The 15,436-nt window shown below is 53.6% G+C and carries 16 protein-coding genes; 7 read left to right on the top strand and 9 right to left on the bottom strand.

What is annotated here, in order from left to right; translation table 11 throughout:
• Window positions 1–52 precede the first annotated feature (52 nt).
• Window positions 53–1,162 (bottom strand): high-affinity branched-chain amino acid ABC transporter substrate-binding protein LivK, encoded by a 1,110-nt coding sequence (gene livK / locus OGY83_RS14470; protein WP_043018611.1) that lies wholly within the window; start codon window positions 1,160–1,162, stop codon window positions 53–55.
• Window positions 1,163–1,585: 423 nt separating this feature from the next.
• Between livK and panM the strand changes: the two genes are divergently transcribed.
• Window positions 1,586–1,969 carry an aspartate 1-decarboxylase autocleavage activator PanM gene (gene panM, locus OGY83_RS14465; protein WP_079938207.1) on the top strand — a complete coding sequence of 128 codons (384 nt, stop codon included), beginning with the start codon at window positions 1,586–1,588 and terminating at the stop codon, window positions 1,967–1,969.
• Window positions 1,970–2,109: 140 nt separating this feature from the next.
• Here the strand turns inward: panM and OGY83_RS14460 are convergent, their stop codons facing one another.
• The 5 genes from OGY83_RS14460 to ftsY all read right to left on the bottom strand — a co-directional run bounded on the left by OGY83_RS14460 (window position 2,110) and on the right by ftsY (window position 7,857).
• Window positions 2,110–3,213: a branched-chain amino acid ABC transporter substrate-binding protein gene (locus OGY83_RS14460; RefSeq protein WP_286636153.1), complete on the bottom strand. Its 1,104-nt coding sequence runs from the start codon at window positions 3,211–3,213 to the stop codon at window positions 2,110–2,112.
• 270 nt (window positions 3,214–3,483) lie between these two features.
• Window positions 3,484–4,338 (bottom strand): RNA polymerase sigma factor RpoH, encoded by an 855-nt coding sequence (gene rpoH, locus OGY83_RS14455; RefSeq protein WP_003023425.1) that lies wholly within the window; start codon window positions 4,336–4,338, stop codon window positions 3,484–3,486.
• A gap of 270 nt (window positions 4,339–4,608) precedes the next feature.
• Window positions 4,609–5,667, bottom strand: a complete 1,059-nt coding sequence (gene ftsX / locus OGY83_RS14450; protein WP_003837835.1) for a permease-like cell division protein FtsX — start codon at window positions 5,665–5,667, stop codon at window positions 4,609–4,611.
• Window positions 5,660–6,328: a cell division ATP-binding protein FtsE gene (ftsE, locus tag OGY83_RS14445; RefSeq protein WP_003023420.1), complete on the bottom strand. Its 669-nt coding sequence runs from the start codon at window positions 6,326–6,328 to the stop codon at window positions 5,660–5,662. The genes ftsX and ftsE overlap by 8 nt, the downstream gene beginning before the upstream one ends.
• 2 nt (window positions 6,329–6,330) lie before the next feature.
• A complete protein-coding gene (gene ftsY, locus OGY83_RS14440) occupies window positions 6,331–7,857 on the bottom strand; it encodes a signal recognition particle-docking protein FtsY (protein ID WP_286636151.1) in 1,527 nt (508 codons plus the stop codon).
• A 151-nt stretch (window positions 7,858–8,008) separates the two neighbouring features.
• Between ftsY and rsmD the strand changes: the two genes are divergently transcribed.
• Entirely contained in the window at window positions 8,009–8,605 is a 597-nt protein-coding gene (rsmD, locus tag OGY83_RS14435; protein WP_003827565.1) for a 16S rRNA (guanine(966)-N(2))-methyltransferase, read from the top strand.
• On the top strand, window positions 8,595–8,870 hold the full coding sequence (locus OGY83_RS14430; RefSeq protein WP_003023415.1) for a DUF1145 family protein: 276 nt from the start codon (window positions 8,595–8,597) through the stop codon (window positions 8,868–8,870). The genes rsmD and OGY83_RS14430 overlap by 11 nt, the downstream gene beginning before the upstream one ends.
• 99 nt (window positions 8,871–8,969) lie before the next feature.
• On the opposite strand, the gene OGY83_RS14425 is transcribed toward OGY83_RS14430, so the two are convergent.
• Window positions 8,970–9,329 carry a DUF2500 domain-containing protein gene (locus tag OGY83_RS14425; RefSeq protein ID WP_079938146.1) on the bottom strand — a complete coding sequence of 120 codons (360 nt, stop codon included), beginning with the start codon at window positions 9,327–9,329 and terminating at the stop codon, window positions 8,970–8,972.
• 141 nt (window positions 9,330–9,470) lie between these two features.
• Between OGY83_RS14425 and OGY83_RS14420 the strand changes: the two genes are divergently transcribed.
• Window positions 9,471–10,097, top strand: coding sequence for a lysoplasmalogenase (locus OGY83_RS14420; RefSeq protein WP_123268824.1), 627 nt, complete (start codon window positions 9,471–9,473; stop codon window positions 10,095–10,097).
• A 74-nt stretch (window positions 10,098–10,171) separates the two neighbouring features.
• Window positions 10,172–12,370 carry a Zn(II)/Cd(II)/Pb(II) translocating P-type ATPase ZntA gene (gene zntA, locus OGY83_RS14415; RefSeq protein ID WP_286636150.1) on the top strand — a complete coding sequence of 733 codons (2,199 nt, stop codon included), beginning with the start codon at window positions 10,172–10,174 and terminating at the stop codon, window positions 12,368–12,370.
• An 81-nt stretch (window positions 12,371–12,451) separates the two neighbouring features.
• Here the strand turns inward: zntA and tusA are convergent, their stop codons facing one another.
• Window positions 12,452–12,697 carry a sulfurtransferase TusA gene (gene tusA, locus OGY83_RS14410; protein ID WP_003827551.1) on the bottom strand — a complete coding sequence of 82 codons (246 nt, stop codon included), beginning with the start codon at window positions 12,695–12,697 and terminating at the stop codon, window positions 12,452–12,454.
• A gap of 168 nt (window positions 12,698–12,865) precedes the next feature.
• On the opposite strand from tusA, the gene OGY83_RS14405 reads away from it, so the two are divergent.
• Window positions 12,866–13,531 carry a 7-cyano-7-deazaguanine/7-aminomethyl-7-deazaguanine transporter gene (locus OGY83_RS14405; RefSeq protein WP_003827549.1) on the top strand — a complete coding sequence of 222 codons (666 nt, stop codon included), beginning with the start codon at window positions 12,866–12,868 and terminating at the stop codon, window positions 13,529–13,531.
• Between the two features lie 72 nt (window positions 13,532–13,603).
• A complete protein-coding gene (locus OGY83_RS14400; protein WP_003827547.1) occupies window positions 13,604–14,161 on the top strand; it encodes a DcrB family lipoprotein in 558 nt (185 codons plus the stop codon).
• 3 nt (window positions 14,162–14,164) lie between these two features.
• On the opposite strand, the gene OGY83_RS14395 is transcribed toward OGY83_RS14400, so the two are convergent.
• Window positions 14,165–15,382, bottom strand: a complete 1,218-nt coding sequence (locus OGY83_RS14395; protein ID WP_003827545.1) for an MFS transporter — start codon at window positions 15,380–15,382, stop codon at window positions 14,165–14,167.
• Window positions 15,383–15,436 lie beyond the last annotated feature (54 nt).

The following is a 15,436-nucleotide window of genomic DNA, read 5'->3' as shown; positions in this document are numbered from 1 at the left end:
TTTCTTAACCCGCCCGTTTTGCACGGGCGGTGGGATAACTCGTCTTCAGGTATTACTTCGCAACGGTCGATGAACCGTCTGCGTGCCACTGGAAGACACCAAACTCAAATCCCTTCAAATCGCCTTTTTCGTCCCATTTCAGCGGCCCAATCACGGTATCAGCCCCGTGTGCTTTCAGATCTTTCACCAGGTCCAACGGCTCTTTGCTACCGCTGCGATCCATTGCTGTCGCCAATGACTGGACGGCTGCGTAAGTGATCCACACGTACGGTCCGGTTGGATCTTTCTTGTCAGCTTTGAGCGCATCGACGATAGCCTTATTCGCCGGATCCTGGTCATAGCGTTTTGGCATAGTTACCAGCATGCCTTCAGCAGCATCACCGGCAATGTTAGACAGCGACGCATTGCCGACGCCCTCTGGTCCCATAAACTGGGTTTTCAGCCCGACGGAACGCGCCTGGCGCAGCATTTGCCCCATTTCCGGGTAGTAGCCGCCATAATAAACAAAGTCGATATTTTCTTTTTTCAGGCGGGCGATCAGCGCAGAAAAATCTTTTTCTCCGGCGGTAATCCCGTCAAAGAAAACGATGTTGCCTTTGCCCGCTTTCAGGCTGTCCTGCACTGAACGCGCCAGGCCTTCACCGTATTGCTGTTTATCGTGAATGATGGCGATACGCTGCGGCTTCACCTTCTCCAGAATGTATTTCGCGGCGGTCGGCCCCTGAGAGGAGTCCAGACCCGCTGTACGCATGATGTGTGCGTAACCGCGCTGGGTCAGTTCCGGGTTAGTGGCACCCGGAGAAATCATCAGAATGCCTTCATCTTCATAAATATCTGATGCGGGCTGCGTGGAAGATGAGCACAGATGTCCAATAACGTACTGAATGCCGTCATTGACGATTTTGTTCGCTACCGCAACGGCCTGTTTCGGATCGCAAGCGTCGTCATATTCCACAGCGACCAGTTTGTCGCCTTTGACCCCGCCTTTGGCATTGATATCTTTAATGGCCTGACGTGCGCCATTAAATTCCATATCACCCCACTGCGCGACCGGGCCTGACATCGCACCGACAACAGCGACCTTGATATCTTCCGCCATGACCGCGTGTGACATTGCCAGTGCTATCACCCCTGCGATGATTGTTTTCGCATTCCGTTTCATTACCTGAATCCCCATTCGTGACGTAATTAATATTTTGTATTTATGTGGTTAAAAAGCAGTCTGTGCTTTTTTTGAACTGCACTATTTTTACCAGTCTCATTAATGGTTTAGCGCAGTTTTTTAAGCAAAATCAGGCTAAAATCTCTATTTTTCAGTCGATTAAGAAAAGATAATATTCTGCTTTTCACTATAGATAAACAAAAAAAAGTACATTTGTCAGCATAAAATAACGGTACAAAGAGCCGAATAAAATGCTGCATTCCAGGGTATTATTCTGCCTGTTTTTCAATCTCTACGGTTTCAAACTGTCATTACCGTTGTTACAAAATTATTAATCTGGTTATTCACATAAAAAAGAGAAAGCATCCGGGCGAATTATTTCGGTACACTCATTCCATCTTTTGTGATTTGGACATGCTGTTAATGAAGCTGACCATCGTTCGTTTAGATAACTTTAGCGACCAGGACCAGATTGATCTGGGCAAAATCTGGCCGGAATATTCCGCCTCATCGTTAAGCGTAGATGAAACGCACCGGATCTACGCCGCACGCTTTAACGAGCGTCTGTTAGGCGCGGTTCGCGTAACCCTGAGCGGCACGCAAGGCGCATTAGATTCATTACGCGTACGCGATATCACCCGCCGTCGCGGTGTCGGGCAGTATTTGATCGAAGAAGTCATCCGGGAAAACCCTGACGTGAGTTCATGGTGGATGGCCGACGTCGGCGTTGAAGATCGCAGCGTGATGGCCGCGTTTATGCAGGCGTTAGGGTTTACGGCTCAGAAAAATGGCTGGGAAAAAAGATAAAAAACCGCCTCGCAATTTTCCAGGAATTTCACGTTGCAGGAAGACGGCAAGTTATGAAGTCCCCGGTCACTTACATAAGTAAGTGACCGGGGTTGAATAACGTAGCCAACGCATCTGCAGCGCGAAAGGCGCCAGGAAAATTATTTGGCGTCTGTCGCCGTACCATTAGCATGCCAGTCAAACACGCCGAATTCGAAGCCTTTCAGATCGCCCTTCGCATCCCATGACAGCGGCCCCATTACGGTTTCCACTGTGTTGGCTTTCAGGTATTTGGCAATTTCAGCCGGATCGTCAGACTGGTTCAGACCGGCCTGCAAGGATTGCAGCGCGGCGTAGGTGGTCCATACGAATGCACCGCTCGGATCCTGTTTCTTGGCTTTGATCGCATCCACAATCGGTTTGTTCGCCGGAACCTGATCGTAGTTCTTCGGTTTCGTTACCAGTAAGCCTTCTGCAGACTCACCCGCGATGTTAGACAGCGACACGTTCGCTACCCCTTCTGGTCCCATAAACTGGGTTTTCAGACCCGCAGCGCGTGCCTGGCGCAGGATCTGCCCCATTTCCGGGTGGTAACCGCCGTAGTAAACGAAATCGATATTCTCTTTCTTCAGACGCGCCACCAGCGTAGAGAAATCTTTCTCGCCAGCGGTGATCCCGTCGAAGAACACCACGTCAGCGTTGGCTTTCTTGAGGTTGTCCTGTACGGAACGCGCCAGGCCTTCACCGTACTGTTGTTTGTCGTGAACGATCGCAATGCGCTTCGGCTTCACTTTTTCAACGATATATTTGGCAGCAGTCGGGCCCTGATCGGAATCCAGACCGGTGGTACGCATCACCAGGTTATAGCCGCGTGCGGTCAGCTCCGGCGCCGTTGCCGCTGGGGTGATCATCAGAATGCCTTCGTCTTCATAGATATCTGACGCAGGCTGAGTGGAAGACGAGCACAGGTGGCCGATAACATATTTAATCCCGTCGTTGACCACTTTGTTAGCTACCGCTACCGCTTGTTTCGGGTCACAGGCATCGTCATATTTCACCATGACCAGTTTGTCGCCTTTCACGCCACCTTTGGCGTTGATATCTGCAATCGCCTGCTCTGCACCAGTAAATTCCTGATCGCCATACTGCGCTACCGGACCGGACATTGCGCCGACGACAGCAACTTTAATATCCTTAGCAAACGCCATATTGCTCAAAGACAGGGCGATACATCCTGCCAATAACGCTTTACCCTTCATATTCATCCTGACAATCCCCATTATTGTGGTTATTACGTGTGTTGTGATGTTGTTGTTCAGCACTTTATTTCGATTATTGGATAGCCACCCGTGCTTTAGCAGCATACTCTGCTAAAACATACCCGATTTTTATTATTTTGGAATAGCTAAATTTGACATGCAGATAACAACTTGATGACAAAAAGCATAAACGTCAGGAGAGAGGGGGAGAGATAAAAACAAAAAACCCCGGATTTTCATCCAGGGTTTATCAGCATTTCCAGGTCGGCTGGAAGATTACGCTTCGATCGCCGCACGCAGTTTTTTCATGGCGTTCTTTTCAAGCTGACGAACACGTTCAGCGGAAACGCCGTAGCGATCGGCCAGTTCCTGCAACGTCGACTTGTTGTCTTCGTCCAGCCAACGGGCACGAATGATGTCCTGGCTACGCTCGTCCAGACCTTCCATTGCGTGGGTCAGTTTGTTCGCGGCCTGATCTTCCCAGTTATCTTCTTCAATGCCGTCGGCAAAGTTAGAAGATTTATCCTGCAGATACAGCACCGGGGCCATCGGCTGGCTGTCAGACTCGTCGTCTGAAGACATGTCAAACGTCATGTCCTGCGCCGCCATACGGGATTCCATTTCGCGCACGTCTTTGCTGGAAACACCCAGCTCGCGAGCAACCATCTCAACTTCGTCCTGGTTAAACCAGCCCAGACGCTGCTTGGTTTTACGCAGGTTAAAGAACAGCTTACGCTGTGCTTTGGTGGTCGCGACTTTAACGATACGCCAGTTACGCAGAACGTATTCGTGGATCTCAGCTTTGATCCAATGCACGGCGAAGGAAACCAGGCGCACACCCACTTCCGGGTTGAAACGGCGCACGGCTTTCATCAGGCCGATATTACCTTCCTGAATCAGATCCGCCTGCGGCAGGCCATAACCCGCATAATTACGAGCAACATGAACAACAAAGCGCAGGTGAGACAGGATCAGCGTTTTAGCTGCTTCCAGATCGCCCTGGTAATGCAGCTTTTCAGCCAGTGCCCGCTCCTCGTCAGCCGACAACATCGGCCACGCGTTCGCAGCCCGGATGTAAGATTCCAGGTTACCAACAGGGGCTAAAGCTAAATTTTGCATTTCTTTGGTCATTCAAATCCTCTCAATCTTTTCATCTGGCGCATTGGCTAAAAACTAATTAACAAAAACCAGTAGCAACAACCATGCCAGAGCTTATGAGCAACGAGAATATCATTCAATCTTTTATCAGACAGTGATTTTATCCACAAGTTCCATGTCGTAATGTGTATAGATTACGCACAAAATGTGACATCACAATGAATACGCCGGGAAGAGACAACAGGGACTCTTTCCCTGCAGAGCGAACTACTCAGTGCAGGGAAAGATTATACCAGAGATTTTTTAATCGGGGGTAAAGTGGCGTAAATGTTGAACCGTGGCAAGCCAGGCTGCCACCCAGCCAATCATTGAGCACACCAGCAGCAATAACAGGCACTCATCGAACGATAACCCATTGATATCAAACTTAGTTCCAAATACCTGTGCCACCTCAGTCACCGCTGACGACAGACGCATCACCAAAATTTCTGACAAAATCAGTGAAAGAAATGCACCGGAAAAACCGAGCAGTGCACCGCCGTAGAGGAACGGACGCAGGATAAATCCATCCGTCGCGCCAATCAGTTTTTGCACGTTAATGGTATCGCGACGCGCAAAAATACTCAGGCGCACGCTGTTACCGATGACGAGGAAGACCGCCGCCACCATCAGCACGCCAATCATCGCGGAAACGCGTCCGACAAGGCCCGTCAGCGCCGCCAGGCGGGCGAACCAGCTGTCATCCATCCGCACTTCGTCAATACCGTTGATTTGCGCGATGCGGTCACGCAGCGTGTTCAGCGACTCCGTTCCCTGGAAGTCCAGTTTCGGAATAACAACCGCCACAGCCGGCAGCGGGTTCTCTTCCAGCATATCCAGCGCGCCGCCAAAGCCAGACCAGTTACGGAATTCGCCCAGCGCGTCGTCACGGGAAAGATAATTTACTTTCTCCACGCCCTGCTCGGCCTGCAACTGACCAACCACCCGCGCCGCCGCATCATCATCCAGCGTTTTTTGCAGGTAAACGGTGATCTGCGGGGACGGATAATACTGGCTTGCCGCATGGTTTACGTTCTTATAAACCATGTAGCACACGCTTGGCAGCGTTAGGGAGATGGCAATAACCATCACCGTCAGGAACGTCGCCAGCGGCTTGCTTTTCAGGTCCTGCAACGCGCCCTGAAACGCATAACGTACCTGCTCGTTAAAGACATTGGTTTTACGCGAGTTCGGCTTTGGCGCGGCTTTCGCACGCTTTGGCGCGTTGCGGCCGCCGTCACCCGGCGCACCGCCCGATTTACGAAAGCGATCCAGTCGGCCACCGAACTGTTTGATTTGGTTAATAGCGTCACGTCTATTCATGCGCCAGGCCTCCATGCAGATGTCCATCGCTCAGAACCATTTGGCGATAGGAGCGACGGGAGATCAGGCCAATATCGTGCGTGGCCATTAATACCGTGACCCCGACGCGGTTAAACTCTTCGAACAGGCGCAGGATCCCTTCTGACAGCGCGTCATCCAGGTTCCCCGTTGGTTCATCCGCCAGCAGTACCGCAGGTTTATTCACCACCGCGCGGGCAATGCCGACGCGTTGTTGTTCACCGCCGGAGAGCTGAATCGGGAAGTTTTTCGCTTTGTCCAACAGTCCGACCTTATCCAGCGCCGCTGACACGCGACGACGAATATCGTCCCCACTGGCACCCGCGATGATCAGCGGAATTGCCACGTTGTCAAACACGGTTCTGTCCATCAACAGGTGGTGATCCTGAAAAATCATGCCAATCTGACGACGCAGAAAAGGCACTTCACGGTTTTTCAAACGGCTGATGTCATGCCCGCTAAAGTAGATTTTCCCGGCGCTGGGCCGTTCAATTCCACAAATCAGCTTCAGCAGGGTACTTTTCCCCGCGCCGGAGTGGCCGGTCAGAAACGCCATCTCGCCAGGCTGCATATGGAAGGTCACTCCCTGCAGCGCTTGTCTCCCACCGAGATAGGCCTTGCTGACATGTTCAAAGCGAATCATTGTTAATCCTCTCGGGCAAAAAGTGCCTCTATAAAATCGTCCGCTTTAAACGGACGTAAATCCTCGATACGTTCGCCCACACCGATATAGCGGATAGGGATGCCAAACTGATCGGCAACCGAGAAGATAACCCCGCCCTTCGCCGTACCGTCCAGCTTGGTCAGGGTGATACCGGTTAAGCCCACCGCTTCATGGAACAGTTTGGCCTGGCTTATCGCATTCTGCCCGGTGCTGGCGTCGATAGTCAGCATAACTTCATGCGGCGCATCTTCGTCCAGCTTCTTCATGACGCGAACGATTTTTTTCAATTCTTCCATCAGGTGCGATTTATTCTGCAAACGCCCTGCGGTATCAGCGATCAGCACGTCCACATTACGCGCCTTCGCCGCCTGGATAGCATCAAAGATAACGGACGCGGAATCCGCGCCGGTATGCTGAGCAATCACCGGGATGTTGTTACGCTGACCCCAGACCTGCAGCTGTTCTACCGCTGCCGCACGGAAAGTATCGCCTGCCGCCAGCATGACCGATTTACCCTGCTGCTCAAACTGACGCGCCAGCTTACCGATAGTGGTGGTTTTGCCCACGCCGTTGACGCCAACCATTAAGATAACAAATGGTGTTTTGCCATCAACATTCAGCGGTTCGTCAACCTTCGCCAGAATCTCACCCATCTCTTCTTTCAGCAGACCGTACAGCGCTTCCGCATCTTTAAGCTGCTTGCGGCTGGCGCCTTCCGTCAGATTCGCAATGATTTTGCGGGTGGTTTCTACACCCACGTCAGCGATCAGCAGCTGCTCTTCCAGCTCTTCAAACAGATCATCGTCGATCTTTTTACCGCGGAACAGACTGATAAATCCGGAACCGAGGTTTTCTTTTGTTTTCAGCAGGCTGCGTTTCAGACGCGCAAAGAAACCTTCTTTGGTTGGTTTTTCCTGCTCCTGAACCACCTCTTCTTCTACCGGTTCTTCTACAGCAGGTTCTTCTACCGGCACCACCATAACCGCTTCTTCAGCAGCCTCAGCGGCCAGCGCCTGCGCTTCCAGCTCTTCGTCGGTCAGTTGCGGTTCGTTTTCGGCTTCTTCTTCAGCCGCCTCAACGATTTCCACGGTTTCCGCTTCGGCCTGCCACTCTTCGGCAGAAACTTCCTCGGTTTTCACCTCTTCCGGCAGCGGCAATTCTTCGCGTTCGATAACCACCGCTGCTGGCGTTTCCACTACAGTTTCAGCAACGGGTTCAGCAACCGGCTCAATCTCCGGCTGCGCTTGTTCGGCGACAGGTTCGTCTTCCGGCTGCAGTTTTTCGATTTCCGCAACCTGTTCAGTTACTTCAACGACTTCAGCGGCAAAGGCTTGCGTTTCGGCCTCGCTACGGGTTTCCTCGACGTGCGGCTGTTCATCAACGACGGTAGTTTCTTCAGCAACCGGTTGTTGTTCTTCGTTTTTTACTTCTGTCTCGTTTTCCGGTGCCTGCTCTTTTTGACCAAAGCCCAGCCAGGAAAAAAAGCCACGTTTTTTCTCTTTCGCCATTTGCGACTACACTCCCCCGCTGTTGCTTCATGGCACAGCGTCAACGCTATGTACATAGCAGCTAAAAAAATGATGAAATAGTCTATCACTTAACTTAACTCACATCACCGCCTGGAATGACACGTCAGCAGCGGATTGAGCAATAATTGAAATGAAAAAACCGAATCACTCTGGTAGCGGCCAGATCCGCATTATTGGCGGGCAATGGCGTGGCCGTAAACTCCCGGTTCCGGACAGCCCCGGCCTGCGTCCGACCACTGACCGTGTGCGCGAAACGTTGTTTAACTGGCTGGCCCCGGTAATGGTCGATGCTCACTGTCTGGACTGCTTTGCCGGCAGCGGCGCGCTGGGGCTGGAAGCCCTCTCTCGCTATGCGGCAAATGCGACGCTTCTGGAGATGGATCGCGCGGTATCTCAGCAGCTACAAAAGAATCTCGCCACCCTGAAAGCCTCCCATGCCCGCGTCGTCAATACCAATACGCTGACATTTTTGGCTCAGGCAGGTACGCCGCATAACGTGGTATTTGTTGACCCGCCGTTTCGCAAAGGATTACTGGAAGAAACATTAACTCTTCTGGAAACTCATGGCTGGCTGGCAAATGAAGCGTATATTTACGTTGAAAGCGAAGTAGAAAACGGCTTGCCACCGGTTCCGGTGAACTGGTCGCTATACCGTGAGAAAGTCGCCGGACAGGTCGCCTATCGCCTGTACCAACGTGAAGCACGAGGAGAACACGATGCTGATTAACCTGGGACGCCTGCTGATGCTGTGCGTCTGGGCATTTTTACTACTGAATATTTTCCAACCCTTTCCACGCCCGCTTAACATCTTCGTTAACGTCGCACTGATATTTATGGTGCTGATGCATGGTATGCAACTGGCGCTGCTAAAAAGCACCATGCCAAAAGATGGCCCGCAGATGACCAACGGAGAGAAAATCCGTATTTTTCTGTTCGGCGTCTTTGAGTTGCTGGTGTGGCAGAAGAAGATTAAAGATCAGTTGAAGAAGTAACTGTGATCTTATCGCCCGGCGGCGCGTTGCGAGGCGGGGTGAAAAAATCTGTAGGCCGGATAAGGCGTAAGCCGCATCCGGCATCAGTCAGATGACACCTTAGCGTTCAAGCGTAAAATCAACAAATCGCGAACCTTTGTAACTCAGCGTGCCTTTATCCCCGACCGTTAACGCGTGGTACTGCTGGGCATCCAGACGAAACGTCTGCTCCATACCCCCGTTTTGTGGCTTAAAGCTGGCTTCATAGCGCATGCTGGTTCCTGCCGGGCTCACTTCCTGCTGACGGGATCGTCGATCATTAAGCGGTTTTTCCCGTTTGTTACTCACCACCACCTGCTTTTGCACCAGCGGCGCCGCATCATTATCGGCTTTTTCTCGCCGCTGCTGAACAAAGCGAAACGACGCAGCAACAACTATTAAGATAATGATAACAATGAAAAAAAGTGGTGGCTTACTCATATTATTAACCCATCAGAAAATGCGGAAATAAGCATACATCGCCTGTTATGGTGTTGTCATCTGGCAGTGTCGACCTCTACACTGGACAGTAGAGCCGTGAGCACCCCGCTCACGAAAAAATAACGAATTCAAGGAACTATGATGCTTTGGTCGTTTATCGCTGTCTGCCTTTCCGCATGGTTGTTCGTGGATGCTTCCTATCGTGGGCCCGCCTGGCAACGCTGGGTCTTTAAGCCCCTGACGTTACTCCTGCTGGCGCTGCTGGCCTGGCAGGCGCCAATGTTTAACGCTATCAGCTATCTGGTGCTGGCGGGTCTGCTTGCCTCGCTGCTGGGCGATGCGCTGACGTTATTGCCGCGCCAACGCCTGCTGTACGCCGTGGGGGCATTCTTCCTGTCGCATCTGCTGTACACCATCTACTTCGCCAGCCAAATGACGCTGTCGTTCTTCTGGCCTTTGCCGTTGGTGCTGGTGGTGCTGGGGGCGTTGCTGATCGCCGTGATCTGGACACGTCTGGAAGAGTTGCGTGTCGCTATCTGCACCTTTATCGGCATCACGCTGATGATGGTCTGGATGGCCGGTGAGTTGTGGTTCTTCCGCCCGACAGCCCCGGCACTGTCGGCATTTCTGGGCGCATCGCTCCTGTTCATCGGCAACATTGTCTGGCTGGGTAGCCATTATCGTCGCCGCTTCCGCGCCGATAACGCAATTGCCGCCGCCTGCTACTTCGCCGGGCATTTCCTGATTGTTCGTTCGTTGTATCTTTAAAACGCTTGACTCTGGAGTCGACTCCAGAGTGTATCCTCCGGTTAATACGAAATGATTATCAACCGGAGGATGCCATGTCGACACCTGATACCAGTGGCAAAAAGGCCCCACAATTCTCTTCTTTTAAGCCAGCGCCTGCGCCACAAAAGGTGGATGACTGCTGCTGCGAAGGAAGCTGCTCCACTACACCACCCGTATCCGATACCGTACAAGGTACCCGCTATTCCTGGAAAGTGGCGGGCATGGACTGTGCGGCTTGTGCCCGCAAAGTAGAGAATGCGGTCCGCCAGGTCAGCGGCGTTAACCAGGTCCAGGTTCTGTTCGCCACTGAAAAACTGGTGGTCGATGCGGGTTCCGATATCCGCCAGCAAGTTGAAAACGCGGTGCAAAAAGCAGGCTATACCCTGCGCGATGAGCACGCGACGGACGCCGCCCCCGAGTCACGTTTTAAAGAAAACCTGCCGCTGATTTCGCTGATTATCATGATGGCGGTTAGCTGGGGGCTGGAGCAGTTCAATCATCCCTTCGGTCAGATAGCGTTTATCGCCACCACGCTGGTCGGACTGTATCCCATTGCCCGTCAGGCTCTGCGCCTGATGAAAACCGGCAGCTACTTTGCCATTGAAACGTTGATGAGCGTCGCCGCCATTGGCGCACTGTTTATCGGCGCGACAGCGGAAGCCGCTATGGTGCTGCTGCTGTTTTTAATTGGCGAACGCCTGGAAGGATGGGCCGCCAGTCGCGCCCGTAAAGGGGTCAGCGCACTGATGGCGCTCAAGCCGGAAACCGCCACGCGCCTGCGTAACGGCGAGCGCGAAGAGGTGGCTATCAATACCCTCCGGCCTGGCGATATTATTGAAGTTGCCGCGGGTGGGCGTTTACCTGCCGACGGTAAACTGGTCTCCGGGTTTGCCAGCTTTGATGAAAGTGCCCTGACCGGCGAATCGATCCCGGTTGAACGCGCCATCGGCGAGAAAGTTCCGGCAGGTGCCACCAGCGTGGACCGTCTGGTTACGCTGGAAGTGCTCTCCGAACCGGGTGCCAGCGCCATTGACCGTATTCTGAAGCTGATTGAAGAAGCGGAAGAACGCCGCGCCCCGATTGAGCGCTTTATTGACCGTTTCAGCCGGATTTACACCCCGGCCATTATGGCGGTTGCGCTGCTGGTCACCCTCGTTCCACCGCTACTGTTTGCCGCATCCTGGCAGGAGTGGATTTACAAAGGACTGACGCTGCTGCTGATTGGCTGTCCTTGCGCACTGGTGATTTCAACCCCCGCAGCCATTACCTCTGGTCTTGCCGCCGCGGCGCGTCGTGGGGCGTTAATCAAAGGCGGTGCCGCGCTGGAGCAGTTGGGTAGAGTCACACAGGTGGCGTTTGATAAAACCGGTACCCTGACCGTCGGTAAACCGCGCGTCACAGCGATTCATCCAGCGAGTGGTATCGGTGAGGCTGAACTGCTGACGCTGGCGGCAGCGGTAGAGCAAGGCGCGACACACCCGCTGGCACAGGCGATTGTCCGGGAAGCACAAATGCGCGAACTGGCTATTCCTGTCGCAAAAGAGCAACGGGCTCTGGTTGGCTCTGGAATTGAAGCGCTGGTCAACGGCGAGCGCGTACTGATTTGCGCCGCAGGTAAACAGCCTGCCGACGCCTTTGCCGGGCAGATAAGTGAGCTGGAAAGCGCGGGCCAAACGGTGGTGCTGGTGCTGCGTAACGATATCGTTCTCGGCGTGCTGGCCCTGCAGGACACACTGCGCGACGACGCTCGCAGCGCCATCAGCGAGCTTAATCAGATTGGCGTAAAAGGGGTGATCCTGACCGGTGATAACCCACGCGCGGCGGCGGCGATTGCCAGTGAACTGGGTCTCGAATTCAAAGCGGGGCTCTTGCCGGAAGATAAGGTGCAGGCCGTTACCCATCTTAACCAACAGTCGCCGCTGGCGATGGTTGGCGACGGTATCAACGACGCTCCGGCAATGAAAGCGGCTACCATCGGCATTGCAATGGGGAGCGGGACCGACGTCGCGCTGGAAACCGCCGATGCCGCCCTGACCCACAACCGTCTGCGTGGTCTGGTGCAAATGATTCAGCTGGCGCGGGCCACCCACGCCAATATTCGCCAGAACATTGCGATTGCGCTGGGCCTGAAGGGGATTTTCCTTGTCACCACGCTGCTCGGGATAACCGGACTGTGGCTGGCGGTGCTGGCGGATACGGGGGCGACGGTACTGGTGACCGCTAACGCGCTGCGGTTATTGCGCAAAGGGTAATGTGTGTGCCGGATGCGGCGTTGCCTTATCCGTCCTGGAGGTTACACAGGCTTTGTAGGAGCGCCATCCGGCATAATAAGATTACTGGCCTTTGCGCACCAGATAGCGGTACGGCAGCGAGTCGGTCTCTTTGGCCACCAGCTCATGTTCCATAAAGGTACAGAAGCCAGGAATATCGCGGGTTGTTGCCGGATCGTCGGCGACAATCAGCAGCGTTTCACCGGCCTGCATGCCGCGTACGGTTTTACGCACCATCATTACCGGCTCCGGGCAGCGCAGCCCCTGGGCATCAAGAGTATGGTCGGGGGAAGTAAACAGGTCGCTCATCGTCGTCTCATTCATACAAAAACGGCGTTATTTTACGCTCTGTTGTGGCGTAAGCCAATCAGGTTAACGATTGCGTGAAAAACAACCATTGCAATGTGCTCTTAAAGCAGTATCATGCGACGGTTTTTTATTGGGTTCCCTCACCCCATCCAACAAAAAGGTCACAATATGACTCCGTTTACACAAACTCAGCGCGTAAAAGCGTTGTTCTGGCTATCGCTATTTCATCTGCTGGTGATCACCTCCAGCAACTATCTGGTGCAGCTTCCAATCTCCATTTTTGGTTTCCATACCACATGGGGCGCGTTTAGCTTTCCGTTTATTTTCCTCGCGACCGACCTGACCGTGCGTATTTTTGGCGCACCGCTGGCACGACGTATCATCTTTGCGGTTATGATCCCCGCATTGCTGATCTCCTATGTCGTTTCATCACTGTTCTATATGGGATCGTGGCAGGGATTCGGCGCGCTGCTGCACTTTAATCTGTTTGTCGCCCGTATCGCCGCCGCCAGCTTTATGGCTTACGCGCTGGGACAAATTCTGGATGTGCATGTCTTTAACCGCCTTCGTCAGAACCGTCGCTGGTGGCTGGCACCGACGGCGTCCACGCTGTTTGGCAACATCAGCGATACGTTGGCCTTCTTCTTTATCGCCTTCTGGCGCAGCCCGGATGCCTTTATGGCCGAGCACTGGATGGAAATCGCGCTGGTCGACTACTGCTTCAAAGTGCTGATCAGCATTATTTTCTTCCTGCCGATGTACGGCGTGTTGCTGAATATGTTACTGAAAAGGCTGGCAGATAAATCCGAAATCTCTGCATTGCAGACGAGTTAAAGGTTCATTTTCCGAGTTGTGATAAGATGGACGAATGAGCCGTTATGGCCGTTTATTGAAAGGAAGAAGTCAATGCGCAATCTGGTTAAATATGTCGGTATTGGCCTGCTGGTTATGGGGCTTGCGGCCTGTGATAATAGCGATACAAAAGCGCCAGCCGAGGGTGCTGCCGCAGAAAGTAACGCCACCGGACAACCGGTCAGCCTGCTGGACGGCAAACTCAGTTTTTCCCTGCCAGCTGATATGACCGATCAGAGCGGCAAGCTGGGCACCCAGGCGAACAATATGCACGTATATTCTGACGCAACCGGCCAGAAAGCGGTGATTGTGATTGTTGGCGACAACACCAACGAAGATCTGGCCGTGCTGGCAAAACGTCTGGAAGATCAGCAGCGTAGCCGCGACCCGCAGCTGCAGGTCGTCACCAATAAATCTATTGAGCTAAAAGGCCACACGCTGCAGCAGTTAGACAGCATCATCTCGGCCAAAGGCCAGACCGCATACTCTTCCGTGGTGTTGGGTAAAGTGGACAACCAACTGCTGACGCTGCAAATCACGCTGCCTGCTGACGATCAGCAAAAAGCGCAGACTACCGCAGAAAACATCATTAACACGCTGGTTATCCAGTAACGGTTAAGACGATGACGCGGCCTCCGGTGACACCACCTGAGGCCGTTTTTTTAACCGCCAGGTCAGCAATAACGCCACCGCTACCAGTCCGGCTGCCGCCAGATAGATAACCGGCACGCCCGCCCACGTCATGACCAACCCGGCCAGCGGCCCGGTCACCCCCAGCGATAAATCCATAAACACCGTATAGGTCGCCAGCGCAGCGCCCTGATTTTGCTGTGGAACAGCTTTTACCGCCACCACGCCCAGCGCCGGGAAGACTAGCGAGAACCCGGCCCCGGCGAGCAGAACGCCGATTTTCGCCATCCACGGCATCGAAGCCATCCCGACCAGTAACAGCCCGACGATCTCGACGCTAAAGCAGATCATCGCCACATTTAGCCCGCCTAAACGGTTGATACCGTTTGGGAACAACAAACGAGTGCCGACAAACGTGCAGCTAAAAAGCGTTAGCGCGAATGCGGCGCCATCCCAACCTTTGGCATCATAGAACAAGGTAATGAAGGTAGCGATTACCCCAAATCCGGCGGAGGCCAGGGCCAGCGCCATGCCGTACAACCAGACCCGCCCGAGCACCGCGCGAAACGGCAACGGTTTGCCTTTGCTGGCCTTCACCGCCGGACGAGGGAGCGCCAGCAGTATCGCCAGCAACGCCACGCCCATCACCGTCAGCGCCAGCCCCTGTAAACCACCCCAGGCATAAAACAGAACACCCAGCGGCGCGCCTATCGCCATCGCGCCATAGGTCACGATGCCATTCCAGGAAATCACCCGTCCGATGTGCATTGAGCCAACCACCCCTACGCCCCACAGCGTAGAGCCGGTCCCGGCAAAGCTTTGCCCGATCCCGAGAATCACCCGCCCCAGGCATAACAGCAGCAGACTGGCCAACGGCCATCCGTTCGTTGATCCCGCCAGTAAATAGCCCAGGCCACTTAAAAAGCAGCCGCACAGCCCAAATACCACAATTTTCTTTGGCCCCAGCAGATCGGCATAGCGACCGGCGTGCGGACGGCTCAGCAGCGTAGCGAAATATTGCAGGCTGATGACCAGTCCGGCCCAGAAAGCGCTAAATCCCATTACATCATGGACGTAGCCAGGCAACACCGCGAGCGGCAGACCGATGGTCAGGTAGCTGGCGAAGTTAAACATCACCACAGAGACAATACGCAGGTTCAGGCGTAAACCGCTAAGCGTCGGTTCAGCGACGGGTTCGGGCATGGAGGGTCACCACATTTTCACAACAGTGTTTCATTTCTACCATGTTGCAGAGCA

Origin of the sequence: Citrobacter sp. Cpo090, assembly GCF_030332665.1 — a bacterium.
GTDB lineage: Bacteria > Pseudomonadota > Gammaproteobacteria > Enterobacterales > Enterobacteriaceae > Citrobacter > Citrobacter portucalensis.
Note: the sequence above shows the minus strand (reverse complement) of the source record. Positions and strands in the feature narration are given on the sequence as shown.

What these genes read in the sequence shown, in the direction of transcription:
- livK (WP_043018611.1), bottom strand. Translation starts at nt 1,162, where the DNA reads ATGAAACGGAATGCGAAAACAATCATCGCAGGGGTGATAGCACTGGCA.
- panM (WP_079938207.1), top strand. Translation starts at nt 1,586, where the DNA reads ATGAAGCTGACCATCGTTCGTTTAGATAACTTTAGCGACCAGGACCAG.
- OGY83_RS14460 (WP_286636153.1), bottom strand. Translation starts at nt 3,213, where the DNA reads ATGAATATGAAGGGTAAAGCGTTATTGGCAGGATGTATCGCCCTGTCT.
- rpoH (WP_003023425.1), bottom strand. Translation starts at nt 4,338, where the DNA reads ATGACCAAAGAAATGCAAAATTTAGCTTTAGCCCCTGTTGGTAACCTG.
- ftsX (WP_003837835.1), bottom strand. Translation starts at nt 5,667, where the DNA reads ATGAATAGACGTGACGCTATTAACCAAATCAAACAGTTCGGTGGCCGA.
- ftsE (WP_003023420.1), bottom strand. Translation starts at nt 6,328, where the DNA reads ATGATTCGCTTTGAACATGTCAGCAAGGCCTATCTCGGTGGGAGACAA.
- ftsY (WP_286636151.1), bottom strand. Translation starts at nt 7,857, where the DNA reads ATGGCGAAAGAGAAAAAACGTGGCTTTTTTTCCTGGCTGGGCTTTGGT.
- rsmD (WP_003827565.1), top strand. Translation starts at nt 8,009, where the DNA reads ATGAAAAAACCGAATCACTCTGGTAGCGGCCAGATCCGCATTATTGGC.
- OGY83_RS14430 (WP_003023415.1), top strand. Translation starts at nt 8,595, where the DNA reads ATGCTGATTAACCTGGGACGCCTGCTGATGCTGTGCGTCTGGGCATTT.
- OGY83_RS14425 (WP_079938146.1), bottom strand. Translation starts at nt 9,329, where the DNA reads ATGAGTAAGCCACCACTTTTTTTCATTGTTATCATTATCTTAATAGTT.
- OGY83_RS14420 (WP_123268824.1), top strand. Translation starts at nt 9,471, where the DNA reads ATGCTTTGGTCGTTTATCGCTGTCTGCCTTTCCGCATGGTTGTTCGTG.
- zntA (WP_286636150.1), top strand. Translation starts at nt 10,172, where the DNA reads ATGTCGACACCTGATACCAGTGGCAAAAAGGCCCCACAATTCTCTTCT.
- tusA (WP_003827551.1), bottom strand. Translation starts at nt 12,697, where the DNA reads ATGAGCGACCTGTTTACTTCCCCCGACCATACTCTTGATGCCCAGGGG.
- OGY83_RS14405 (WP_003827549.1), top strand. Translation starts at nt 12,866, where the DNA reads ATGACTCCGTTTACACAAACTCAGCGCGTAAAAGCGTTGTTCTGGCTA.
- OGY83_RS14400 (WP_003827547.1), top strand. Translation starts at nt 13,604, where the DNA reads ATGCGCAATCTGGTTAAATATGTCGGTATTGGCCTGCTGGTTATGGGG.
- OGY83_RS14395 (WP_003827545.1), bottom strand. Translation starts at nt 15,382, where the DNA reads ATGCCCGAACCCGTCGCTGAACCGACGCTTAGCGGTTTACGCCTGAAC.